At 33.2% G+C, this 22,538-nt stretch carries 25 protein-coding genes; 10 read left to right on the top strand and 15 right to left on the bottom strand.

Annotation, left to right across the window (positions count from 1 at the left end):
• Positions 1–53 precede the first annotated feature (53 nt).
• The 6 genes from EZM65_RS09580 to EZM65_RS09605 all read left to right on the top strand — a co-directional run bounded on the left by EZM65_RS09580 (position 54) and on the right by EZM65_RS09605 (position 4,618).
• Positions 54–596 carry a DUF1599 domain-containing protein gene (locus tag EZM65_RS09580; RefSeq protein ID WP_136668335.1) on the top strand — a complete coding sequence of 181 codons (543 nt, stop codon included), beginning with the start codon at positions 54–56 and terminating at the stop codon, positions 594–596.
• Positions 597–620: 24 nt separating this feature from the next.
• A complete protein-coding gene (locus EZM65_RS09585; RefSeq protein ID WP_136668336.1) occupies positions 621–1,715 on the top strand; it encodes a MauE/DoxX family redox-associated membrane protein in 1,095 nt (364 codons plus the stop codon).
• A gap of 226 nt (positions 1,716–1,941) precedes the next feature.
• Positions 1,942–2,439: a TlpA disulfide reductase family protein gene (locus EZM65_RS09590; RefSeq protein WP_136668337.1), complete on the top strand. Its 498-nt coding sequence runs from the start codon at positions 1,942–1,944 to the stop codon at positions 2,437–2,439.
• A gap of 45 nt (positions 2,440–2,484) precedes the next feature.
• Positions 2,485–3,234 carry a triose-phosphate isomerase gene (gene tpiA / locus EZM65_RS09595; RefSeq protein ID WP_136668338.1) on the top strand — a complete coding sequence of 250 codons (750 nt, stop codon included), beginning with the start codon at positions 2,485–2,487 and terminating at the stop codon, positions 3,232–3,234.
• 188 nt (positions 3,235–3,422) lie between these two features.
• On the top strand, positions 3,423–3,968 hold the full coding sequence (locus tag EZM65_RS09600; RefSeq protein WP_136668339.1) for a hypothetical protein: 546 nt from the start codon (positions 3,423–3,425) through the stop codon (positions 3,966–3,968).
• Positions 3,969–4,060: 92 nt separating this feature from the next.
• Positions 4,061–4,618, top strand: coding sequence for a DUF4256 domain-containing protein (locus EZM65_RS09605; RefSeq protein WP_136668340.1), 558 nt, complete (start codon positions 4,061–4,063; stop codon positions 4,616–4,618).
• Positions 4,619–4,630: 12 nt separating this feature from the next.
• On the opposite strand, the gene EZM65_RS09610 is transcribed toward EZM65_RS09605, so the two are convergent.
• From EZM65_RS09610 to EZM65_RS09625, 4 genes are all read right to left on the bottom strand, one after another.
• Positions 4,631–6,835: a TonB-dependent receptor gene (locus EZM65_RS09610; RefSeq protein WP_136668341.1), complete on the bottom strand. Its 2,205-nt coding sequence runs from the start codon at positions 6,833–6,835 to the stop codon at positions 4,631–4,633.
• The gene (locus EZM65_RS09615) at positions 6,835–8,124 is read right to left on the bottom strand and encodes a tetratricopeptide repeat protein (RefSeq protein ID WP_136668342.1); all 1,290 of its coding nucleotides are present in this window, start codon (positions 8,122–8,124) and stop codon (positions 6,835–6,837) included. Before EZM65_RS09615 ends, EZM65_RS09610 begins: the two co-directional genes overlap by 1 nt.
• A gap of 63 nt (positions 8,125–8,187) precedes the next feature.
• Positions 8,188–8,730: a DUF4331 family protein gene (locus tag EZM65_RS09620; protein WP_136668343.1), complete on the bottom strand. Its 543-nt coding sequence runs from the start codon at positions 8,728–8,730 to the stop codon at positions 8,188–8,190.
• Positions 8,731–8,753: 23 nt separating this feature from the next.
• Positions 8,754–9,404: a DUF4331 family protein gene (locus EZM65_RS09625; RefSeq protein ID WP_136668344.1), complete on the bottom strand. Its 651-nt coding sequence runs from the start codon at positions 9,402–9,404 to the stop codon at positions 8,754–8,756.
• A 143-nt stretch (positions 9,405–9,547) separates the two neighbouring features.
• Here EZM65_RS09625 and EZM65_RS09630 point away from each other — a divergent pair, with 143 nt between their 5' ends.
• Together EZM65_RS09630 and EZM65_RS09635 are read left to right on the top strand one after the other, a co-directional pair.
• Positions 9,548–10,078, top strand: coding sequence for an RNA polymerase sigma factor (locus EZM65_RS09630; RefSeq protein WP_136668345.1), 531 nt, complete (start codon positions 9,548–9,550; stop codon positions 10,076–10,078).
• Positions 10,078–10,860 (top strand): anti-sigma factor domain-containing protein, encoded by a 783-nt coding sequence (locus tag EZM65_RS09635; RefSeq protein ID WP_136668346.1) that lies wholly within the window; start codon positions 10,078–10,080, stop codon positions 10,858–10,860. Before EZM65_RS09630 ends, EZM65_RS09635 begins: the two co-directional genes overlap by 1 nt.
• Before the next feature lie 47 nt (positions 10,861–10,907).
• On the opposite strand, the gene EZM65_RS15530 is transcribed toward EZM65_RS09635, so the two are convergent.
• From EZM65_RS15530 to EZM65_RS09685, 11 genes are all read right to left on the bottom strand, one after another.
• Positions 10,908–11,069 carry a hypothetical protein gene (locus tag EZM65_RS15530; protein WP_169051688.1) on the bottom strand — a complete coding sequence of 54 codons (162 nt, stop codon included), beginning with the start codon at positions 11,067–11,069 and terminating at the stop codon, positions 10,908–10,910.
• A 1-nt stretch (position 11,070) separates the two neighbouring features.
• Entirely contained in the window at positions 11,071–12,024 is a 954-nt protein-coding gene (ftsY, locus tag EZM65_RS09640) for a signal recognition particle-docking protein FtsY (protein ID WP_136668347.1), read from the bottom strand.
• Between the two features lie 113 nt (positions 12,025–12,137).
• Positions 12,138–12,290 (bottom strand): DUF4295 domain-containing protein, encoded by a 153-nt coding sequence (locus EZM65_RS09645; RefSeq protein WP_014166478.1) that lies wholly within the window; start codon positions 12,288–12,290, stop codon positions 12,138–12,140.
• A gap of 40 nt (positions 12,291–12,330) precedes the next feature.
• Positions 12,331–12,513, bottom strand: coding sequence for a 50S ribosomal protein L33 (gene rpmG / locus EZM65_RS09650; RefSeq protein WP_017495179.1), 183 nt, complete (start codon positions 12,511–12,513; stop codon positions 12,331–12,333).
• 27 nt (positions 12,514–12,540) lie between these two features.
• Positions 12,541–12,777: a 50S ribosomal protein L28 gene (rpmB, locus tag EZM65_RS09655; RefSeq protein ID WP_136668348.1), complete on the bottom strand. Its 237-nt coding sequence runs from the start codon at positions 12,775–12,777 to the stop codon at positions 12,541–12,543.
• 76 nt (positions 12,778–12,853) lie between these two features.
• The gene (locus EZM65_RS09660) at positions 12,854–14,101 is read right to left on the bottom strand and encodes a CinA family nicotinamide mononucleotide deamidase-related protein (protein ID WP_136668349.1); all 1,248 of its coding nucleotides are present in this window, start codon (positions 14,099–14,101) and stop codon (positions 12,854–12,856) included.
• Positions 14,102–14,142: 41 nt separating this feature from the next.
• Positions 14,143–14,487, bottom strand: a complete 345-nt coding sequence (locus EZM65_RS09665) for an Hpt domain-containing protein (RefSeq protein WP_136668350.1) — start codon at positions 14,485–14,487, stop codon at positions 14,143–14,145.
• A complete protein-coding gene (locus EZM65_RS09670; RefSeq protein WP_136668351.1) occupies positions 14,487–15,098 on the bottom strand; it encodes a fumarylacetoacetate hydrolase family protein in 612 nt (203 codons plus the stop codon). The genes EZM65_RS09665 and EZM65_RS09670 overlap by 1 nt, the downstream gene beginning before the upstream one ends.
• Positions 15,099–15,210: 112 nt before the next feature.
• Positions 15,211–15,984 (bottom strand): 3'-5' exonuclease, encoded by a 774-nt coding sequence (locus tag EZM65_RS09675; protein ID WP_136668352.1) that lies wholly within the window; start codon positions 15,982–15,984, stop codon positions 15,211–15,213.
• A gap of 84 nt (positions 15,985–16,068) precedes the next feature.
• Positions 16,069–17,379 carry a dihydrolipoamide acetyltransferase family protein gene (locus EZM65_RS09680; protein ID WP_136668353.1) on the bottom strand — a complete coding sequence of 437 codons (1,311 nt, stop codon included), beginning with the start codon at positions 17,377–17,379 and terminating at the stop codon, positions 16,069–16,071.
• 82 nt (positions 17,380–17,461) lie between these two features.
• Entirely contained in the window at positions 17,462–18,622 is a 1,161-nt protein-coding gene (locus tag EZM65_RS09685) for a glycosyltransferase family 2 protein (protein WP_136668354.1), read from the bottom strand.
• Between the two features lie 97 nt (positions 18,623–18,719).
• On the opposite strand from EZM65_RS09685, the gene EZM65_RS09690 reads away from it, so the two are divergent.
• Positions 18,720–20,570 (top strand): CocE/NonD family hydrolase, encoded by a 1,851-nt coding sequence (locus tag EZM65_RS09690; protein WP_136668355.1) that lies wholly within the window; start codon positions 18,720–18,722, stop codon positions 20,568–20,570.
• Between the two features lie 86 nt (positions 20,571–20,656).
• Complete coding sequence (locus EZM65_RS09695) at positions 20,657–22,519, top strand: ABC-F family ATP-binding cassette domain-containing protein (protein ID WP_136668356.1); 1,863 nt, start codon at positions 20,657–20,659, stop codon at positions 22,517–22,519.
• Positions 22,520–22,538: the final 19 nt, after the last annotated feature.

Consider the following 22,538-nt stretch of genomic DNA (forward strand, 5'->3'; position numbering starts at 1 on the left):
ATTATTGAATTTTCGCTATTTTTGAGCAATTTTGATACAAATATACTATAGTAATGAGTAATACCTCTCAACAATACGATGCAATAATTGCTATATGCCGCGATTTATACAGTAAAAAAATGAAAGATTACGGGAGCGCCTGGCGTATTTTACGTCTGCCTTCATTGACCGACCAGATTTTTATAAAGGCCCAACGCATCCGTTCGTTACAGGAAAATGAAGTAAGAAAAGTAGATGAAGGTGAAGCTTCCGAATTCATTGGTATAATCAATTATTCAATAATGGCTTTGATTCAATTGGATAAAGGTGTGGCTGATCAACCCGATTTAGATGTAGAAGAAGCCGTAAAGCTGTATGACGAAAAAGTGCAGCTTACCAAAGATTTAATGGAAGCTAAAAATCACGATTATGGTGAAGCATGGCGTGATATGAGAGTTAGCTCATTAACAGATTTGATTTTACAAAAAATTCTTCGAGTAAAACAAATCGAAGACAATAAAGGAAAAACATTAGTTTCAGAAGGTATTGATGCTAATTATCAGGATATGATTAATTATTCTGTGTTTGCTTTAATACTATTAGGAAATAACAAATAGAATTCGCCTTGTATTTATTTAATTATGAAAAAAAATATAACCATCCTTTTTAGAGTAATTATTGCTTTGCTTTTCATTGTATCAGCAGTGGCAAAAATGTATCCTTCGCCTTATTTTGCAATTTCCACCTTTGAAGTAAAACAATTATATCCATTAGGTTTTTCTGAAAGTATCGCTCCCTGGTTTTCAAGGATATTAATCGGAATCGAATTAGCCCTTGGATTTTTACTACTTCAGAATAATTACCTAAAGAAGATAATTATCCCTGCGACAATTGCACTATTAGCTGTTTTTGTGATTCATTTATCGTATGAAAGTTTCATCAACGGCGGCAATTCAGGAAACTGTGGCTGTTTTGGTGAATTAATACCTATGACACCTATTGAGGCTATTTTCAAGAATTTAATTGCCATGATTCTTCTTGGGTTATTATTATTCATGATTCCTAAAGACTCAAATCAAACACATAAATTCTGGCCTTTAGCAGTGGTAACCCTATTGACTATCATTACTATTTTTGTAATTGCTCCAATAAAGTCAAATGAAGAATTAGCTTTACCTACAGAACTTCCTACAGATAGTTCGTCCGTTTCAATTGTAGATTCAGTAGTTGTAACTAAAGATACGATAATCCCAACAGGAATTAAGAAAGATTCTGTCGCAAAAACAGAACCTAAAAAAGTAGAAGAAAAAGCTGCAAATGAACCGCCTAAAAAGAAATCAGGTTATGCCCAATTCTTTTCTAAAATAGATAACGGACGTAAAACGCTTTGTTTCTTTGTTCCTGGGTGCGACCATTGCCGTTTAGTTGCCAAAGAACTTACTGAACTAAAGAAAACAAATAAAAATGCTCCTGAAGTCTTTGTTCTTTTCATGAATGAGGAAGCAGACAAAATCCCTGATTTCTTTAAAGAAGCCGGCGCAGAATATCCTTATAAGATTGTGGAAATCATCCCGTTCTGGAAATTATTAGGAACAGGAAAAGACACCCCTGGCGTAAAATATTTATGGAATGGTAATGAGTACAAATACTATTTTGGAATTACAGAAAATCAGTTCAATCCAAAAGATTATGAACAGTTAATAAATAAAACGTATCAAGAATTAAATAAAAAATAATCATGTTCAAAATAGGAAATTCTAAAATTCATTTATATCTATCAATTGCATTTATCGTTTTAGGTTTTATTTTAATCCCTTTAACTGAAAATTCAAATACAACCAAAATAATTTGGGGAACATTGGCTTTTTTACATTGTATAAAACTTTATAAATATTTTACACAACAAAAAACAGATAAATAAAATATTTGAATAAGAAATAACAGTAACGAAATTATAAAATCATGAAAAAAATAATAATACTTGCATTAGCAGTAATTTTAAACCTTTCTTGTTCTAATACAAGAGAAAAATTATCAGATAAAGCCTTAAATTTTGAATTAACAAATGCAGCAGGCAAAAAAGTAGCTTTAAAGGAAATCATCAAAAACCATAAAGGAAAAGCTGTGGTTTTAGAATTTTGGGCTTCTTGGTGTGGTGATTGTGTAAAGAATATGCCAAATGTAAAGAAATTACAAACTGAAAATCCAACTACCGATTTTGTTTTCATCTCATTTGACAAAACACCTGAAGCATGGAAAGCTGGTATTGAGAAACATGAATTAGTGGGCGAACAGTACTATGTGGGTGAAACCATGAAAGGTGATTTTGGTAAAGCTGTTGGTATAGACTGGATTCCTCGTTATATGGTATTGAACCAAAAAGGGAAAGTTGAGCTTTATAGAGCTATTGAAACAGATAATGAAAAAGTAGAAGCATTACTAAAAGGATTAGCGAACTAATTTAAGTGGTTGAATAAAGTTTGAAAGACATAAAAAAATAAAGAAATGAGACAAAAGATAGTAGCCGGAAACTGGAAGATGAACAAAAATGCGTTACAAACTCAAGAATTGATTGCCGAATTATTACAAAAAGTTCCGCAAACAACTGCAAAAATAATCATTGCACCTACGTTTGTAAATCTGGCACAAGCTGTTAATCAAACAAAAGGAACAGCAATTGAAGTTGTTGCACAAAATATGCATCAGGCAGAAGGCGGTGCTTTTACAGGCGAAATCTCGGCAGATATGCTGACAAGCATTGGTATTAAAACTGTTATTTTAGGACATTCAGAACGTCGTGCTTATTTCCACGAAACAGATTCTTTATTAGCCAATAAAGTTGATACTGCTTTAAAACATGAGATGAAAATCATTTTTTGTTTTGGTGAAGAACTGAAAGACCGTCATGATAAACAACATTTTAATGTGGTAGAATACCAATTAAAAGATACTTTGTTCCATTTAGATAAAAAAGACTGGCAAAACATAGTTTTAGCTTATGAACCAGTTTGGGCTATTGGTACCGGCGAAACTGCTTCACCGGAACAGGCTCAGGAAATGCATAAATTCATCAGAGAAACAATTTTAGAGCGTTATGGCAGTGAAGTTGCTGAAAATGTATCAATTCTTTATGGAGGTAGTGTAAAACCAGATAATGCAAAAGAAATTTTCTCTCAACCTGATGTTGACGGTGGATTGATAGGCGGTGCAGCATTAAAAGCAGATGATTTTATTGGAATTATAAATGGGATTTAAAAATTTCTATTTTAAAATTAATTAACTCAAAAAACCTTAAATTCATTTACTTAAATAGATTTAAGGTTTTTTTAAAACATTAATATCAATTACATCTTAAAACTACAGGAATAAAGGATTTAATCTCTATTCAGCAAAACAAAATCTAACTAATTATCAATAAGTTAATTCAAGTCTCTAAACTAAAAATGAAATACTTCTCAGCTCTTCTTATATCATTACTACTATTTTCCTGCAATGAAAATAAAAAATCAGCAACCAATACTGATTTACCCTTTTTTCACTTTGACAAAGTAGAATACTACCGCCCTACTATTACAAAAGAAGAGCTTCATACAATAATAACAAAGTCAAATAAAACAAGAGAAGAACAGGCATTATTACAAATCGTAACAGGTAATGTACCCGTATCCATAAAAGACACAATGTTTATAAAAAACATGGAAATTCTTAATTTTAAAAAAGATACTATTGACACCAAAATGCATTTAAAAATATCACATTTGTTTTCCTTCAGAGAAACTTCAGAACCTAAAAAAAACAATTGCAGTTCAGAATATAGAGATGTTTTGATTTTCAGAAAAAACAACCATATAATTGGTATGGCAAAAGTTGATTTTAATTGCATGAAACACCAAATGATAGGTGAACGTTATAACGATTCGCAATTTGGTCAATCAGGCGAATATAAAGAATTGGAGAAGATATTGAAGCAATACAATCAGCAAAACTAACGTTTTTTTATAAGAATATCTTCTCTTAAATCAATTCAACTTCTATCTGTAAATAAATTACTACTTTAGTATAAATCAAATAAAAGCAAATCATGGCTAACGATTTATCCGTAGAAGAAAAAGAAGCACTTATAATACTACTAAAAAACCGCTTTACAAAAAACCACTCTCGTCATAATGACTTACAATGGGATGCCATACAAGCAAAACTTGAAGCAAACCCTAAAAAGCTATGGTCACTCAATGAAATGGAAAAGACTGGTGGTGAACCTGATGTTATAGGACGAGATCAAACAACTGGTGAATATCTTTTTTGCGATTGTAGTATTGAATCCCCTAAAGGACGTAGAAGTTATTGCTACGATCGCGAAGCCTTAGATTCCAGAAAAGAACACAAACCCGAAAATTCGGCACTAGATTCTGCACAAGCCATGGGAATTGAATTACTTGATGAAACACAATATAGAGAATTGCAAAAACTGGGTATTTTTGATGCTAAAACCTCCTGCTGGATAAAAACTCCTGAAGCCATCAGAAAGCTGGGAGGGGCTTTATTTGCTGATTTTCGTTATGATACTGTTTTTATTTATCACAACGGCGCTTCATCCTATTATGCGGCCAGAGGTTTTAGAGGAGTACTCAGGGTTTAAATTTGCACTATATCAAAAACTATAAACAACTTTTCCTTTGATAAAAAAAGGAGTTCCAGGTGTAAAGTGTATTTCTTCTACACTTTGTGATTCATTCTCTAAGCGTGATTCAGTAGCAAACTGCGTTTCGTTCCATTCCGTATTGAAAAGGTTTTCGATAGTTAATCCATAAGTCATATTTTTCCATTTGTAATTCAGATTAAAATCAGTCATCATATATCCTTTGGCAACGATTGAATTATCTTCATTTGCAGGACGAGATTTTAAATAACGGTATTGCAATCCTCCTGACCAATTTTTATAATTTTTCAGGCTTAGTCCCGCGGTTGTTGTAAAATCAGGTGCCAAAGGAATATAATTTTGACCTTGAGGTTCATTTACACTTCTTCCATACGTATAATTTGCATCAGCATCAAAAAACAAATATTGATTCAATTGGTATCGAATCCCTAGATCAATACCTCTTCTAACCGATTTACCACTTGGTTCAACGATTCCTGCATCACCCACATAAACAAATTCCTGTTGTAAATCGAGCATCCATAAAGCGGTATTTACTACTAATTTAGGCAATGGCTTATAGACAAATCCTAAATCAGCGCCAAATGAGGTTGGCAGTATTTTCTTTCCATTTTGCTCAACTACAACTCTGGCATCATTTGAATGAAAGCCGAAACCTGATTTCAAAAACAATTGAAAATTATTATTTTGAGCATAAATTAAATTTAGTTTAGGCAACAATTTTGCTTTACCCTCTGATTGTGTTTTATAAGTATCTACTAACTTATCCTGATAATTGAATTTAAAAAAATCAATGCGCAAAGACGGATTTATCTTAATTTTTCCGAAATTAAATTCGGCATTCAAATAGGAAAAAATATTAGTTTGGTTAATATCTCCCAGTTTAATTCTTTCGAGAGTTTGCTGTCTGTTTTTGGTATGAGATAATTCAGAATCTATAGTTTCATCTGCTCTAAATCCAAATCCGAATTGCAATTGACTCCCATTCATTTTATGGCTTAATTCAGCATTCAAACCATAAATATCTCTATTTTCTTTTTGTCGTATTTGATCTCCATTTACTGGATCTTCAAGAAAGAATGTAAAATTAGAGTATAATTCAAATTGATAATTCGAATAAAAAACATTTGCATTGATATTTGTCTTTTCTGTTAAAGGTTTTAGTAAACTAACATTAAAATTAGTTCTTGAAGTAATTCCTCCTTCAGTATCATCAACAGCACCAAAACGCGAGATAGTTCCATTGTCTACTAATCGTTGTGGGATTTGTCCTGAAGCATCCCATTTACTACTAAATCTTGAAGCAAAAAAAGATACTTTTCCTGCGTTAGACAAATTCGTTGTATATTTTCCTAATATATTAATTCTTTTAAAATTTTGAGGCGAATCAAAAGGTCCGTCAGTTAAAACATACTCCGTAGCGAAATATGCTTTGTCTTTCGATTTTTGATCCAGTAAATTGAAAGCTCCAACGGTTCTTAGGGTGTTAAACTGTCCTATTTCTGCACTTATAAAACTCTTATCTAAATACTCTTTTGTTTTAAATGAAACGTATCCTGCTGTAGCAAAATCACCTTTATTAGCATAATAACTTCCTTTTCCAAAATCAATTTTATCAATAGTCTCCGGAATCACAAAATGTAAATCGGCATACCCCTGACCATGAGCATGGGAAACCATATTAACAGGCATTCCATCGACAGATATAGCTATATCAGTTCCATGATCAATATCAAAACCTCGAAGAAAAATCTGATCGGCTTTCCCACCACCAGCATGTTGTCCAATAAATAGTCCTGGAACTTTTCTTAAAATTTCCTGAGATGATTTTACAGGTGACGTTTGCAAATCTATCCTTGCTATTTCATTCAAAACATTTACTTTAGAAGAAATAGTTACTTCGTCTAATCGATATACATCTGGAGTTAAAATAATTTTAAAATCATTTACCTTATCTACTAAGTATGTCTTCTTTTTAAAACCCAAAGCTGAAACAAGTATCTCATCATTTGAACTGGTATTTTCTATTATAAAATTTCCTGTTTCATCAGAATGTGCATGTTTATTATTTTTGGCATTCACCAAATAAGCGCTTTCAACTGGGTAACCTAATGAATCCAAAACTATACCTTTTTGCATTTGAGAATGGACTTCAGTTACAAATAAAATAAAAACTATACTTAATAAATGTTTCATTATAAATACTGAATTTTGTTTTTCATATTAGGTCCTAACTCAAAAACACTTGCTTCTAATTCTTCTTTAATTGGCGCTACTTCATTTGGCATATCATTGGCTTTATAAATATTTGCTAAATGATATAGAACTTCAGGCTCAAAAGTTTTGTTGGCTACAAATTTTTGAGCTATGTCAAGAGCTTTTTTATGATCACCTTTTTTAAAGTAAGCCCAAGCTAACAAATCATAAGATTGGGGTGTTGGTCTGCTTTTTACTTCATTAGTAGCAATGGAAAAAGCGAATGAATGTGTATCTTTTTTTTTGGAGAACAATAAAGCGTTATACGAATTATACATAACCCCATAATCCTCTTTAACAAGCATTTTAAAATAGTCTTTCAAATATTGTTCTTGGCGATCGTAATCCTTCTCAAATTCGGCAATCTCTGCCTTTAACAAATAAAAATCGGGGGAATTATGTCGTTTAGAAATATTTTCAATAATTCGTTTTGCTTCTTTTGTATTTTGCTCATGAGAAAAAGCAATCCAAGCCAAACCTTTTAAGGAATAAAAATTATTAGGTTCAATTTGAAGCGCTCTAAGATAGTAATTGTATGCCTTTTCAATTTTACCGGCATGACCATACATATCTCCTAAATTAGAATACGACCAAGCTATTATTTTTTTATTATTCCACTTTAACGCAATTGAAGTCGCTTTTTCCATCATTGAAATCGCAGAATCAAGATTACCTTTATAATCGCTCCATTTTGCTAAACGAATCAAATAATCAAAATCATCCATATTATAAATTTGCTTTAAACTTTTATGAGCACTTTTATAATCACCTAACTCCATTTGAATATCAAATAAAAGTTTGTGTGTCTCGGTAATTTTACTTTTTGTCTTCAACGCTTTTTGCGCTAAAAGTAATGCTTCACTAAATCTGTGTTGTGTTATATAATTTCGGGCTAAAGCTCTTATAGATGATGCATCAGAATAATTAAGTCTTTCACAAGACTCAAAGAGATAATTTTCTGCTTTATACAAATATTTTATTTTTCCGGTTTGTTCGAAAAGTACTGTATAGTTAGACGCTATAATATTTAAATAGTTTATTTGAGTTGGGGCATTTTTAAATTTTTGTTCCCAAAAAAGAATTTCTTTTTGAGCAAAATCAATTGTGTTATTATCTTTTAATTCTAAAAAAGAATTATAATCAGAAGAATTCATAACATTACTATTTTCTTTATTACATCCAATGATGAATAGTAAAAAGACACTAAAAAAGACAAAACCTGATTTCATAGATTAAAATTTAAAGTTTGAAAATTTAAAGAGCATGCTAATTAAGCATGCTCTTTAAAGCTTTTACCAAGCAGAAGCTAAGTATGGGAAACTCGATAAGAAAGCTTTATCATTTACATCAACATTATCAGATGTTAAACCTGAATTAGACGTTCCAGATGGCCCTCCAAAAATTAATAATAATTCTACATCAATTACATCATCAGCAAGTGCTCTACCTGTTAATACATTTGTTCCATCAAAAAAAGTTGTCTTACCTGATTTGCTTACATTTAAAACATCTGTTGCTAACAAACCTGTAAATTGATCTGCATTTTGTCCTAGAGCATTGGTTGTATAACCAGAATTTAGAGCCAACAGTCGGTTTTTAAATACTGTTTGATAACTTGAAGCCATTGAAGAAGGAATTGTCATATTGAAATTATCTTTAGGCGAACCAGATTCGATAAAAACTGTATTTATTGCAGGTCTAGCCATTTGATCTTTTTGCATGTATGTTCCTGAAAAATCAGGATCATAACTCATTGAATCATCATCATTACAACTAACGAATAAAAAAGTCGCAAAAAAAAGAACTGTCGTGATTTTATAAATATTTGATTTCATAAGTATATATTTTAAAATGTGAATTATTGTTTTTGTTTAGTTTCAACCCATACATTGATCGAAGAAGAATTTCCTAATAATGTTTTAGGCATTTCAACTATTGTAGAAAGCACATTAGTCCCAGCAAAAGTGTCGGTTCCAGGATCATTAAATCCTGATGCAGTACCACCTAGAATAGCTTTATACTGATTCAAATCAAAAAAGAATGGATCATCTCTAGGTCCTGCAAAAAATTTCATTCCATTTTTAGTAGCAATTACAGGTGATTGACCATACTTAGAAATATCAACACTTCCTGAAGCGGCGTTAGTTTTAATTGTACTGGAAGTTCCAGTTGTTCCTGGAACTACCGGACCAAAGAAATACATTTTACTACCTTTTTTAATTGCTTGAATCACTAAATCTTCAACATTATCGCCATTATTGTCGATGTTAACTTCCATCAAAACATTTTCGCTGAATGCTGCCGTAGCCGTAGCATTTGGGCTTAAAAGTCCTTGACTATTAATGACAAATACCATGTTGTTGCTATCCTGCCCCTGAAAAGCATACACATCAGTAATATCATTACCGTTTCCTGTTACTGCCGGTGCGTCAGCATGATCTGCAGCAATTAACAACAAGCCTGTTGCAATTACCAGAGATAAACCTAAATACAATTTTGTGTTTTTCATTTTTTTGTTTTTTAATGATTTATAATAACACTTACGTAAATACTTCAACCATGGTTTTAAAAAAGTAATGTTTTTTAAAAAAAAATATTAATCATTTGATTTTGTGCTATATTTACAGATGTATAAGTATTCATAATCCAAATATGAGCCAGGAAGAAATAGTTGTATTACTCCAAAAAAAAGACGACAGGGCATATTCAATTTTATACGATATGTATGCAAAAAGTCTTTTTGCAGTGATTACTAATATTATAAATAATAGAGAAGAAGCAGAAGATATACTTCAGGAAGTTTTTATCAAAATTTGGAAAAACATGGATACTTACCATGAATCCAAAGGCCGTTTTTATACTTGGGTAATCAACATAGCCAGAAATACAGCTATAGATAAATTACGTTCTAAAAACTTTAACAACAATAAAAAAAACCTAACTACCGATAATTTCGTACATCTCTTTGATGAAAGCAATAAATCACTTTTTAAAATAGAAGCCATTGGCATTCAGGAATTTATAAAAAAACTAAAACCCAAATGCATTGCTTTAATCGATTTACTGTTTTTTAAAGGATATACACAACAAGAGGCTTCTGAGGAATTAGAAATACCATTAGGAACAGTAAAAACTCAAAACAGGAATTGTATTAACGATTTAAGGGCTTTTTTAAAAATATAATGAACAGTAAAGAATATATAGAATCCGGAATATTAGAACTTTATGTTTATGGATTACTTGATGAAAAACAAAATCAAGAAATTTATGAACTATCAAAGACGAATAAAGAAGTTGAGGAAGAAATTTTATCAATAGAAAAATCTATATCATCATTATCTACAAGTTTTTCACCATTTTTATCCTCACAAAACTTTGAAAAGATAAAAAATAAGCTTGAAATAAAACACGGGAATAACTTTGATACAAATTACAAGTCTACGACTAAAACAGTAGCTATATCGCGATATATCGGATGGGCGGCGGCCGCGGTGTTTTTAGTTTTCATAGGTTATCAGTACCAACAACAAGCAGAGCTGAAAGAAAACAATAAAAAATTGAATGAAATAGTAGTTAGTTCGAAAAATGAAAACGAAAAATTTTTAGAATATCTTGATGCGATTACTGATAATCAAACTACTATAGTATCCCTGGCGGGACAAACAGCAGCGCCAAAAGCTTCGGCTAAAGTCTATTGGAATAAAAAAACACAAAAAGTATATATTGATGCCTCCGGCTTACCGGAACCGCCAAGCGGAAAAGAATATCAAATATGGTCATTAAAATTAAAACCTGCTTTAACCCCGACGAGCATTGGACTTTTATCGGATTTTACAAATAATGACATCAAAATATTTGAAGTTAACACAACCAGTGATGCTGAAGCTTTTGGTATAACATTAGAACCTAAAGGAGGCAGCAAAACCCCTACCATGGAACAATTATACACTTTAGGTGCTGTATAAAAAAAGAGCCATTCAAATTTGAATGGCCCTTTTTTTATTTTTAGATTTTACAGTTTCTTCTCTTTATTAAACTTTATCCAGGCTAAAATATACAATACTAAAGCTAATCCGTAAAAACCAATTGACACATAAATGTTTTTTACTGTCTGTGCCAGCAACAAAGCAGAAGTGGCAAATAAGAAAAAATGAAAGGCTTTAAAACTTTGCATATTATTTAAAGAATGAATCTACGAATTCGTATTTATTAAACACTTGAAGGTCGTTAATTCCTTCACCTACACCAATATATTTTACCGGAATCTGGAATTGGTCGGAAATACCTATTACCACACCTCCTTTTGCGGTTCCGTCAAGCTTTGTAACTGCCAGACAAGTTACTTCAGTAGCCGCAGTAAACTCCTTTGCCTGTTCGAAAGCATTTTGCCCTGTTGATCCGTCTAAAACCAATAAAACATCATGTGGCGCATCTCCAATCACTTTCTGCATTACACGCTTCACTTTGGTAAGCTCGTTCATTAAACCAACTTTATTGTGTAATCGCCCGGCAGTATCAATAATAACAACATCTGCATCTTGTGCCACAGCACTCTGCAAAGTATCAAACGCTACCGAAGCAGGATCACTGCCCATTTGCTGTCTTACAATTGGTACACCTACTCTATCAGCCCAAATTTGCAATTGGTCAATAGCTGCCGCACGGAAAGTATCGGCTGCCCCTAAAACAACTTTATATCCGGCTTTTTTAAACTGGTTTGCCAATTTGCCTATGGTTGTAGTCTTTCCAACACCATTTACCCCAACCACCATAATTACATACGGCTTCTTGTTGGCAGGAATAGTGAATTCTGTTTCTTCACCGGTATTTGTTTCGGAAAGTAAGCTGGCTATTTCCTCACGAAGAATTTTATTCAGCTCCTCAGTTCCTAAATATTTATCTTTAGAAACACGTTCCTCAATACGCTCAATAATTTTCAAGGTTGTATTCACACCTACATCAGAAGTAACCAATACTTCTTCAAGGTTATCCAATACGTCATCATCAACTTTAGATTTACCCGCAACAGCCTTGGTCAGCTTAGATAAAAAGGAAGTACTTGATTTTTCAAGTCCTTTATCTAAAGTCTCTTTTTTATCAGAAGAAAATATTTTTTTAAAGAAATTCATTTTTAATGATGAATTAAAAAATTATAAAATTGGTTGGTCGAAAATCCGAGCAAATATAAAATAAAAAAGCTACTTCCTAAAGAAAGTAGCTCAGTTATATTGAATAGATAAAATTATTTCTTTTTTAGAAATTCATCAACTTCTTCTGGAGACATGATAGCCTCAACAAAAGTGTAAGCGCCAGTTTTAGGAGATTTTACCATTTTAATAGCTTTTGATAATCTCTTAGAAGCTGTTTGTAAGGTTGCAACGGTTTTCTTTGCCATGACTTATACTATTTACTGAAATTTTATAAAAAACTTCTAATTATTTAATTTCTTTATGAACAGTCACTCTTTTTAAGATAGGGTTGAATTTTTTAATTTCCAATCTATCCGGAGTGTTCTTTTTATTTTTAGTTGTAATGTAACGAGACGTTCCAGCTACACCAGAAGTTTTGTGCTCTGTACATTCTAAAATTACTTGGATTCTATTTCCTTTCTTTGCCATCTTGATATATATTTATTTAGGAATAGATTATTTAATTAATCCGTTAGCCTGTGCTTGTTTCAACACAGCTGAAATTCCGTTTTTATTAATCGTTTTAATAGTAGAAGCAGCTACTCTTAAAGTAATCCATCTATCTTCTTCAGGAAGGTAAAAACGTTTTTTAACCAAGTTAACAGAGAATTTTCTCTTTGTCTTGTTCATAGCGTGAGAAACGTTGTTTCCTACCATCGCTCTTTTTCCTGTAAGGTCACAAACTCTTGACATTATCTTATCTTTTATCGTTATTCAAAATCAGGGTGCAAAGTAACAAAAAATAAAACGATTAAGCAAAATATTTTTATTAGTTTTTTAAAATTTCTTTATAAACGAGCTCCATTCCTTTATTCACAGCCCTGTCAATTACTTTTTCACGGGGCTGGCCAAAATTAAACTCTTCAGTAAAAACACCTTGCGGCGTAGCTACACTTATAAAAACAGTACCAACTTCAGCATCTGCTTCTCCTTTTGAAGGTCCTGCATTTCCTGTTACGGCAATTACATAATCTACATTAAAAAGTTTTTGAGCATTTAGCGCCATGACCTGAGCAACTTCAGCACTTACGACAGAATATTTTTGAATAATCTCTGAAGGAATTTTCAAAATATCTTCTTTGACCTGAGTGGCATAGCTCACCACACTTCCTTTAAAATACACTGAAGCGCCCGGGACAGAAGCAAGCAATGATGCTATTTTTCCCCCTGTACAGCTTTCAGCCGTTGCAATGGTTAACTTTTTTTTCGTCATCAGTCTTCCCAACACAACTTCTAAAGTATCTTCTTCCTCAAAACCTACTAAACAATCCTGAATTTGTGGCTGCAATTTTTCAATTTCGGCCTCAACTGCATCCTGAAGTACTTTTTCATCTGTACCGCGAGCTGTCAGGCGCAGGCGAACACTTCCTTGATTTGGCAGATATGCCAGCTTTATAAATCCAGGCAGATTATCTTCCCAATCTTCAATCCGTTCAGCCAACAAGCTTTCACCTACTCCATAAGTCAGTAACGTTTTGTGAATAATATAAGGGCGGTCGAATTTCTCAATTAAACGAGATACTATCTCGTTTTCAACCAAATACTTCATCTCATAAGGAACGCCGGGCAGGGAAATAAAAATAGTATTCTCTTTTTCCATCCACATTCCCGGAGCAGTACCTACCCTATTAAAAAGCACTTCGCACCTTGAAGGCACCAAGGCCTGATCTTTATTAACCTGAGTTATCGGTCTCTTAAAATATGCCTCAATCAATTCAGTCACATGAGCCAATACCTCATTATTGTAAACCAAAGTATCATCCATGTATTCACACAAAGTTTTTTTGGTAATATCATCTTTTGTAGGTCCTAACCCACCTGTAATCACAACCAAATCCACTTTGTTCTGAAGGCTCGCAAGTGTATTTAAGATATGCTGTTTTTCATCAGAAACCGAAAGCATTTCATGAACCCGAATACCAATTTTCTCCAATGCCTTAGCAATAAAACCCGAATTAGTATCTACAATCTGACCAATAAGGATTTCATCACCTATAGTTACAATAGCTGCGTTCATTAAATTTTAGATATTAGATTTTAGAATTCACCTAAAGACACTTATACATTGAAATCTTTCTTCACCTCATCAAGAGCAGCATCAATACGCCCTTTTAAGCTTTTGTAAACTTCTTTGATTTCTTTTTTCTTGCCTTTATCACGAGTCCATTGCTCGATTTGAAGTATTTCATCTTTTGCAGCATCCATTCCCAGCAAATCCAGAGTCGGTTTAGTCTTATGCGCAAAACCATACGCTTTCGCATAATCCTTCTCTTTAATACCTTCTTTCATTTGCTTTACGTCCCCCGGAACTTCTTCCACAAAAAGCGTTATAATTTGACGTACGAAATCCTCGTCGTCGTCAGAAATCGCATATACTTTTGCTAAATTATAGTGTATTGCCATTATTTAACCTGAATCTTAAATAGTTGTTTATCTTCTATAAATCCTTCCAAAACATCTTCAGGATTTACTTTTGCCACACCAGCAGGAGTTCCTGTAAAAATAATATCACCTGTTTTAAGTGTAAAATATTGTGAAACACAAGCGATAATTTCGTCTATATTCCACAACATTTGATTCGTATTGCCTTTTTGAACAGTTTGGGAGTTGTTTCTTAACTCAAAATTAAGATTTTCAAGCGAACTAAAATCTTTTTTCGATAAAAAGTCACCTATAACCGCTGAACCGTCAAAAGCTTTTGCTTTTTCCCAAGGCAGTCCTTTTTCTTTTAGTTTACCCTGTAAGTCACGAGCCGTAAAATCGATTCCCAATCCAATTTCGTCGTAGTATTTGTGAGCAAATTTGGCATCAATATATTTACCGACTTTATTAATCTTAACCAAAATTTCCACTTCGTGATGCACATCATTACTGAATTCAGGCAAAACAAAAGGAAATTGTTTTGGTAAAATTGCAGTATCCGGCTTCATAAAAATTACCGGTTCACTTGGACGTTCATTATTTAATTCAGAAATATGGTCTACATAATTGCGACCTATACAGATTATTTTCATTTTATTTTCTTCATTAATAGTTGGCTTCGAGAGCCTCAGCCAACATGTCTGAGAACCTCAGCCAACAAATTTTAAAATGGAATTTACTAAACGGTAACTGAGGTTCTCGAAGTTACTGTTTTGTATTCAACTTTCTCAATTTGATTGCCGTAAGTACTTTTTTAGTATAAAGAGGAAAATCAGCATTTTGAATCCAGCCAAAATACCCTGGTTCTCTATCAAAAACATCTTCCACTAAAGCTCCTTTATGCTTACCAAATGTGAAGAATTCCTGACCATCTTCGTTGAAAGCTATGAAACCCGCAAAATCAACCGATTTCTTTCTGGTAGTGAACTCCGACAATGATTTCATGTCATTTTCCAAATCAGGATAACGGTCCAGTTGTGCTTTTAAGATTTCATACGTAGCATGAGTATCAGCTTCTGCACTATGAGCGTTTTCAAGCGATTCCCCACAGTAAAATTTAAAAGCAGCACCCAAAGTACGTTCTTCTTTTTTATGAAAAATAGTCTGCACATCTACTGAAACCCTATTTTTCATGTCAAAATCAACTTCGGCACGCAAAAGCTCTTCCGCTAATAAAGGAATATCAAATCGGTCAGAATTAAATCCTGCCAAATCAGAATCTTTTATCATACTGTGAACCATAGGAGCCAATTCTGAAAATGTAGGCTCATTAGCTACTTTTTCATTAGAAATTCCATGTATTGCAGTTGCCTGATACGGAATAGGAATAGTAGGATTTACCAACCATGTTTTACTTTCCTTATTTCCGTTAGGATATACTTTTATGATCGCAATTTCCACTATCCGGTCTTTAGTAATGTCTGTACCCGTAGTTTCAAGATCAAAAAAGCAGATTGGTCTATTTAGTTTTAATTCCATTAATTAGTTTAGTTTGTAAAGCAAATATAAAAAAACCCGACTGGTTTAAAAACTGTCGGGTTTATTATTTAAAAATTATTCATTTTAAATATCTCTGTTAATATCCCAAGCCTCAAGATAGTCAGCAACTCGTTTTACAAAGCTTCCTCCTAAAGCTCCATCAACAACTCTATGATCATAAGAGTGTGATAAGAACATCTTTTGACGAATTCCTATAAAATCTCCTTCAGGCGTTTCAATAACTGCAGGCACTTTTCTAATAGCACCTAAAGCCAAAATACCTACTTGTGGCTGATTGATAATTGGTGTTCCAAATACAGAACCAAAAGTACCCACATTTGTTACTGTATATGTTCCTCCTTGTGTATCATCCGGTTTCAATTTCCCGGCTTTAGCACGGTTTCCTAAATCATTAACCGCTTTAGCCATTCCTACTAAGTTTAATTGGTCTGCATTTTTAATTACAGGCACAATTAAATTCCCGTTTGGCAACGCCGCAGCCATACCCAAATTGATATTTTTCTTTTTAATGATATAATCACCTTCTACCGAAATATTCATTCCAGGAAAATCTCTTAAAGCTTTTGCAACTGCCTCCATAAAGATTGGGGTAAAAGTTAATTTTTCTCCTTCTCTTTTTTCGAAAGCATTTTTCACTTTATCTCTCCATTTTACGATGTTTGTCACATCAACTTCAATGAATGACTGCACGTGAGCGGAAGTCTGAACAGATTCCACCATGTATTTAGAGATAAGCTTACGCATTCTGTCCATTTCCACAATTTCATCAGCACCGTTTACAGATACGGGAACTGCCTGAGTTGATGTTTGAACCGGAGCCGGAACTGCTTTTGGAGCTTCTGACACAGCCGTTGCAGACTTACTTCCTCTATTTTTTATATAATTTAAGATATCTTCTTTATTTACTCTTCCATCTTTCCCTGAACCTGTAATTGATTCCAATTCTGCTAAAGAAACACCTTCGGCAGCTGCGATGTTTTTCACTAATGGTGAAAAGAATTTATCAGACGAAGAAAAATCAGCAGGAGCTGCGATTTCTTTTGCAGTTTCAACAGTTTTAGCCACTTCAGCAACCGGAGTCGAAGTTTCTGATGCCACAACAGTTGCTTTAGGGGCCGACTCTACCGCACCACCTTCAGTTTCAATGATTGCAATAGTCTGACCAACCTGAACTACATCGTCTTTTTGGAATAAAATTTCAACTAATGTTCCTGAAACCTCACTTGGCACTTCGCTATCTACTTTATCGGTAGCAATTTCAAGCACTGCTTCGTCCATTTCAATTTTGTCGCCTACATTTTTTAACCAGTTTGTAACTGTTGCTTCAGCAACACTTTCACCCATTTTAGGTAATTTCAATTCAAACTTTGCCATATTTTTAAACTAAAGTTGTGTTTTCGTATTTAGATTGCGAAATTACTAATTATTTTGATTAAAAATTTTACAAAATATAATTTTAATCAACTTTTACTACTTCACCCTTGTCATTACTACTATTACTTCCCAGCATAAATTTAGAATCCATTGGAAGAATCTTAAAGGTAAAGCCTTTATTTTTATTTTTTTCTAAAAAAGCAATGATTTCTTTAAAAGAAAAACTATTGTTATCCAATATAAATTCGGTATGCCTTTTTAAGTTATTTGTTTGCGAAAATAACGGATTTTGAGAAATATCTGTAACGTTCACTATATTTTTTTGTAAGACTTTCATTAAATGCCGATACAATTTTTCATCTTTTGACATCAAAACATACTCATCTACCTGATAATAAATTTGCTTTTGCTGACTTTTTTTAAACAATGCAAATGCAAAAGCTCCAATTTTCATAAAAACATCAAAAATCCAGGAACCTCCAAAATGCTTTTTATAGAAGAACCGCATTGCCTCCCTAAACCGCTCTACATACTTCTCATCTCTAACGGTACTTTCCCCTTTATAATGTATTACACTGGTCTCATGGAAATAATAATTTTGATAACCCGCTTTTTTTATCAGATAACTTAAATCGATATCATCAGAGTACATAAAACAGTTTTCATCAAATCCACCAACCTGCAAATACAAATCACGTTTCATCACCATAAAAGCTCCCACGAGAATATCAACTTCACCTGATTCATTTTCAGATAAATGTTGTGCATAGTATTGATTAAATAAAGATGTCTTAGGAAACAATTTATACAAACTGAAAATTTTGGTAAATGCCACCCAGGGATTTGGTACGCCACGTTTACATTCCGGCAAAAAATTCCCGGTTCCGTCAATGAGCTTACAACCTATTATTCCGGTGGCAGGTTTCCAGTTTTCGCTTTTCAGTATTTTTAAAAAAGTATCTTCAGCTACTACGGTATCAGGATTAAGAATACAAATATATTCTCCTTTGGCTTCTGCTGCACCAATATTATTTCCTTTAGGAAAACCAAAGTTTTCTTTGTTTTCAATCAGTTTTACATCAGGAAACCGGCTTCTCATCATTTGACAACTATCATCCTCAGAAAAATTATCCACTACAATAATTTCCCCCTCAATACCTCCAAGTGCTTTTTGAACACTTAAAACACATTGTTCTAAAAAGTAGCGGACATTATAGTTTAGGATGATTACTGAGAGTTGCATATTGCGAAAATAACTATTAACACGTAAATTCAGAAATTAACTCAGTACTAAATCTTGATATTTTTTATTTTTTAGTAAATTCGAAAAAAAATTCAAAATGAAATTAACTCTTCAATTTTTACTCTTTTTATTTTCTTTTAATACATTCTCACAGACGAACCTGGAAAAAGAATACACCAAGAAAGAACTTTATATAACCATGAGAGATGGTGTTAAACTTTTTACAAGCATCTATATCCCGAAAGATATTTCTACCAAAAACAAATATCCTTTTCTAATGACAAGAACTTGTTATAGTATTGAACCCTACGGAGAAGATAAATTCCCGGAGTATTTAGCGTACAACAAATTCATAGAAAAAGATAAATATATTTTTGTTTTTCAAGACGTCAGAGGGCGATACATGAGTGAGGGTACTTTCACCAATATGACGCCACAAGTGGATCATAAAACAAAAAAAGATATTGATGAAAGTACTGATACTTTCGACACTATAGACTGGCTAATCAAAAACATTGCCAACAACAACGGAAAAGCAGGTCAATACGGCATTTCTTATCCTGGATTCTATACTGCCGTAGGAACATTAGCTAATCATCCGGCATTAGTTGCCTCTTCACCACAAGCGCCAATATCCGATTTCTTTTTTGATGATTTTCACCATAATGGTGCATTTTTAATGAGTTATTTTAGAACTTTCCCTGTTTTTGGAGTGCAGAAAACAACTGCAACAAGTCAGCACTGGTATGAAAACCAAATGATCAAACCCACATCAAAAGACGGTTCTGTTTTTTATAAAGGAATAGGCACTCTTAAAGAAGCTGTTGACAAATATTACAAGGACAACTTTTTTATGCAGGAAGTTGTTAATCATCCGAGTTATGATGATTTCTGGAAAAAAAGAAACCTACTGCCTCATCTTAAAAACGTTAAACATGCTGTCATGACTGTTGGCGGATGGTATGATGCAGAAGATTTAACCGGACCGCTGAACATTTACAAAACATTAGAGAAAAACAACCCTAAAACACAAAATACAATTGTAATGGGGCCATTTTCTCATGGTGGCTGGGCTCTTGAAAAAGGAAAACATTTCCATAACGATATCTATTTTGGAGATAGCATAACTACCCATTTTCAGAAAAATGTAGAACGAAAATTCTTTTACCATTATTTAAAAGACAATTCAAAAACTCCAGTTTCTTTACCTGAAGCTTATATGTTTGATACGGGAAAAAAAGTATGGAATGAATTTACAAGCTGGCCTCCAAAAGAATCTAAAAAAGTAAATTTTTTCTTAACAGAAAACGGAAAACTGACCAATACAAAGTCTGATATTAACGGTTTTTCAGAATACTACAGCGACCCTAACAAACCTGTTCCAAGTACTATGATTTATTCTGAAATGAACGGTTTCACACCAAGAAATTATATGTCGGAAGACCAGCGTTTTACTGCAAACCGTCCTGATGTATTGACTTTTACTACTGAATATTTGACCGAAGACCTGACTTTAGGAGGAGAAATAAATGCTATTTTAGATATCGCTTCCTCTTCATCAGACGCCGATTTTGTGGTAAAACTAATAGATATTTACCCAGCTGACGAACCTGAGAATAAAGACAAACCTAACGTAGTATATGCTAATTACCACCAAATGGTTCGCAGTGAAATCATGCCTGCTCGTTTTAGAAATAGTTTTGAAAAACCAGAAGCGTTAACACCTAATCAATCAACTGCAGTAAAATTCCGTTTACAAGATGTGTTACACACCTTCAAAAAAGGACATAAAATTCAAATTCAAGTACAAAGTACCTGGTATCCTTTAATGGCTGTCAACCCGCAAAAGTTTTTAGAAAACCAGTATCTGGCCAACAAAGAAGATTACACAAAAGCCTTTATCAAAGTTTTTAACGATAGTCATCTGGAAGTTGATGTCATCAAATAATAGTAAAGCTGTCTTTTTAGGCAGCTTTTTTATTTCCTCTTAATTAACTCAATACAAAAGATTACTTTTGCAAAAAAATTACCAAAGTGAATTACTTATCAGTAGAAAATATATCGAAGTCTTTTGGCGAACGCACTTTGTTTGAGAATATCTCATTCGGAATCAACAAAGACCAAAAAATAGCCTTCATTGCCAAGAATGGATCAGGCAAAACCTGCATCATGAAAATCATCAATGGTGAAGATGAACCGGATACCGGACAGGTGGTTGTACGTAAAGATATCAAAATGGCTTTCTTGTCACAAGATCATAATCTACAAGACGAATTAACTATTGAAGAAAGCATATTTGCTTCAGACAATGAAGTCTTGAAAGTTATTGAAAAATATGAAAAAGCATTAGAAAATCCAGAAGATGAAGAAGCTTACCAAAAAGCTTTTGACGACATGGACCGCCACAATGCCTGGGATTTTGAAACACAATTCAAACAGATTTTATTCAAACTGAAATTGGAAGATTTCAAACTAAAAGTTAAGAACCTTTCTGGTGGACAAAAAAAGCGTTTATCGTTAGCTATTATTTTGATAAATCGTCCTGATTTACTCATTCTAGATGAGCCAACCAACCACTTGGATCTTGAAATGATTGAATGGCTGGAAAGTTATTTTGCCAAAGAAAACATCACCTTGTTCATGGTAACGCACGACCGCTTCTTTTTAGAGCGAGTTTGTAATGAAATTATCGAATTAGACAACGGAAAATTATACCAATACAAAGGAAACTATTCTTACTATTTAGAGAAGAAAGAAGAACGTATTACTTCAGAAAATGCCAGCATTGATAAAGCCAAAAACTTATTCGTAAAAGAATTGGAATGGATGCGTCGCCAACCCAAAGCACGTACCACCAAGTCAAAGTCACGCCAAGACGACTTCTATGTTATCAAAGAAAAAGCACAAAGCCGACGCAAGGAAAATGTTGTGGAATTGGAAATTAATATGGAGCGTATGGGAACCAAAATCATCGAGCTTCATAAAATCTCTAAAAAATTCAAAGACAAAATCATTCTTAATGATTTCAGTTTCGATTTCCAACGTGGCGAACGCATTGGCATCATTGGTAAAAACGGTACCGGAAAATCAACCTTCCTTAATTTACTTACTGGAACCATTCCTTTGGATAGCGGAAAAGTAATTAAAGGAGAGACCATCAAAATAGGTTATTACACACAAAGCGGTATAGATCCTAAACCAGGTCAGCGCGTAATCGACATTATAAAAGAATACGGAGAATATATACCATTAGCTAAAGGACGAATTATTTCTGCTTCACAACTTTTGGAACGCTTTTTATTCGATTCTAAAAAACAATACGATTACGTAGAAAAACTGAGTGGTGGCGAATTGAAACGTTTGTATTTGTGTACGGTTTTAATCCAAAACCCAAATTTCTTAATTCTGGATGAACCAACCAATGATTTGGATATTGTAACATTAAATGTTCTTGAAAGTTTCCTTTTAGACTATCCTGGATGCTTACTAGTGGTTTCTCATGACCGTTATTTCATGGATAAAATCGTGGATAATTTGTTTGTATTTAGAGGCGAAGGTGAAATTGAAAATTTCCCAGGCAACTATTCTGATTTCAGAGCTTATGAAGATAGCGTTGAGCCTGTAAAAGAAGAACCTAAGGAAAAAGTAAACTGGAAACAAAATAATCCTTCGACTTCTGGCCTATCCTTTAACGAACAGAAAGAATTTCAAAAAATAGAACGCGAAATCAAGGATTTAGAGCAGAAGAAAAAAGAAATCGAGCAATTGTTTTCTGATGGAAAATTATCCGATGCAGATATTGAAAAGAAAGCTAACGAATTGCAGAACATCATCAAAAAAATGGAAGAGAAAGAGGAACGATGGTTTGAGTTAAGCGCAAAAATGGAGGGAAATTAGTACGTTTATAAAAACCTTT

Source organism: Flavobacterium sp. H122 (assembly GCF_004959765.1).
Classification (GTDB): domain Bacteria; phylum Bacteroidota; class Bacteroidia; order Flavobacteriales; family Flavobacteriaceae; genus Flavobacterium.

Excerpts from the sequence above, each read along its gene's own strand:
- EZM65_RS09580 (WP_136668335.1), top strand. The coding sequence starts at position 54 with ATGAGTAATACCTCTCAACAATACGATGCAATAATTGCTATATGCCGC.
- EZM65_RS09585 (WP_136668336.1), top strand. The coding sequence starts at position 621 with ATGAAAAAAAATATAACCATCCTTTTTAGAGTAATTATTGCTTTGCTT.
- EZM65_RS09590 (WP_136668337.1), top strand. The coding sequence starts at position 1,942 with ATGAAAAAAATAATAATACTTGCATTAGCAGTAATTTTAAACCTTTCT.
- tpiA (WP_136668338.1), top strand. The coding sequence starts at position 2,485 with ATGAGACAAAAGATAGTAGCCGGAAACTGGAAGATGAACAAAAATGCG.
- EZM65_RS09600 (WP_136668339.1), top strand. The coding sequence starts at position 3,423 with ATGAAATACTTCTCAGCTCTTCTTATATCATTACTACTATTTTCCTGC.
- EZM65_RS09605 (WP_136668340.1), top strand. The coding sequence starts at position 4,061 with ATGGCTAACGATTTATCCGTAGAAGAAAAAGAAGCACTTATAATACTA.
- EZM65_RS09610 (WP_136668341.1), bottom strand. The coding sequence starts at position 6,835 with ATGAAACATTTATTAAGTATAGTTTTTATTTTATTTGTAACTGAAGTC.
- EZM65_RS09615 (WP_136668342.1), bottom strand. The coding sequence starts at position 8,124 with ATGAAATCAGGTTTTGTCTTTTTTAGTGTCTTTTTACTATTCATCATT.
- EZM65_RS09620 (WP_136668343.1), bottom strand. The coding sequence starts at position 8,730 with ATGAAATCAAATATTTATAAAATCACGACAGTTCTTTTTTTTGCGACT.
- EZM65_RS09625 (WP_136668344.1), bottom strand. The coding sequence starts at position 9,404 with ATGAAAAACACAAAATTGTATTTAGGTTTATCTCTGGTAATTGCAACA.
- EZM65_RS09630 (WP_136668345.1), top strand. The coding sequence starts at position 9,548 with ATGAGCCAGGAAGAAATAGTTGTATTACTCCAAAAAAAAGACGACAGG.
- EZM65_RS09635 (WP_136668346.1), top strand. The coding sequence starts at position 10,078 with ATGAACAGTAAAGAATATATAGAATCCGGAATATTAGAACTTTATGTT.
- EZM65_RS15530 (WP_169051688.1), bottom strand. The coding sequence starts at position 11,069 with ATGCAAAGTTTTAAAGCCTTTCATTTTTTCTTATTTGCCACTTCTGCT.
- ftsY (WP_136668347.1), bottom strand. The coding sequence starts at position 12,024 with ATGAATTTCTTTAAAAAAATATTTTCTTCTGATAAAAAAGAGACTTTA.
- EZM65_RS09645 (WP_014166478.1), bottom strand. The coding sequence starts at position 12,290 with ATGGCAAAGAAAACCGTTGCAACCTTACAAACAGCTTCTAAGAGATTA.
- rpmG (WP_017495179.1), bottom strand. The coding sequence starts at position 12,513 with ATGGCAAAGAAAGGAAATAGAATCCAAGTAATTTTAGAATGTACAGAG.
- rpmB (WP_136668348.1), bottom strand. The coding sequence starts at position 12,777 with ATGTCAAGAGTTTGTGACCTTACAGGAAAAAGAGCGATGGTAGGAAAC.
- EZM65_RS09660 (WP_136668349.1), bottom strand. The coding sequence starts at position 14,101 with ATGAACGCAGCTATTGTAACTATAGGTGATGAAATCCTTATTGGTCAG.
- EZM65_RS09665 (WP_136668350.1), bottom strand. The coding sequence starts at position 14,487 with ATGGCAATACACTATAATTTAGCAAAAGTATATGCGATTTCTGACGAC.
- EZM65_RS09670 (WP_136668351.1), bottom strand. The coding sequence starts at position 15,098 with ATGAAAATAATCTGTATAGGTCGCAATTATGTAGACCATATTTCTGAA.
- EZM65_RS09675 (WP_136668352.1), bottom strand. The coding sequence starts at position 15,984 with ATGGAATTAAAACTAAATAGACCAATCTGCTTTTTTGATCTTGAAACT.
- EZM65_RS09680 (WP_136668353.1), bottom strand. The coding sequence starts at position 17,379 with ATGGCAAAGTTTGAATTGAAATTACCTAAAATGGGTGAAAGTGTTGCT.
- EZM65_RS09685 (WP_136668354.1), bottom strand. The coding sequence starts at position 18,622 with ATGCAACTCTCAGTAATCATCCTAAACTATAATGTCCGCTACTTTTTA.
- EZM65_RS09690 (WP_136668355.1), top strand. The coding sequence starts at position 18,720 with ATGAAATTAACTCTTCAATTTTTACTCTTTTTATTTTCTTTTAATACA.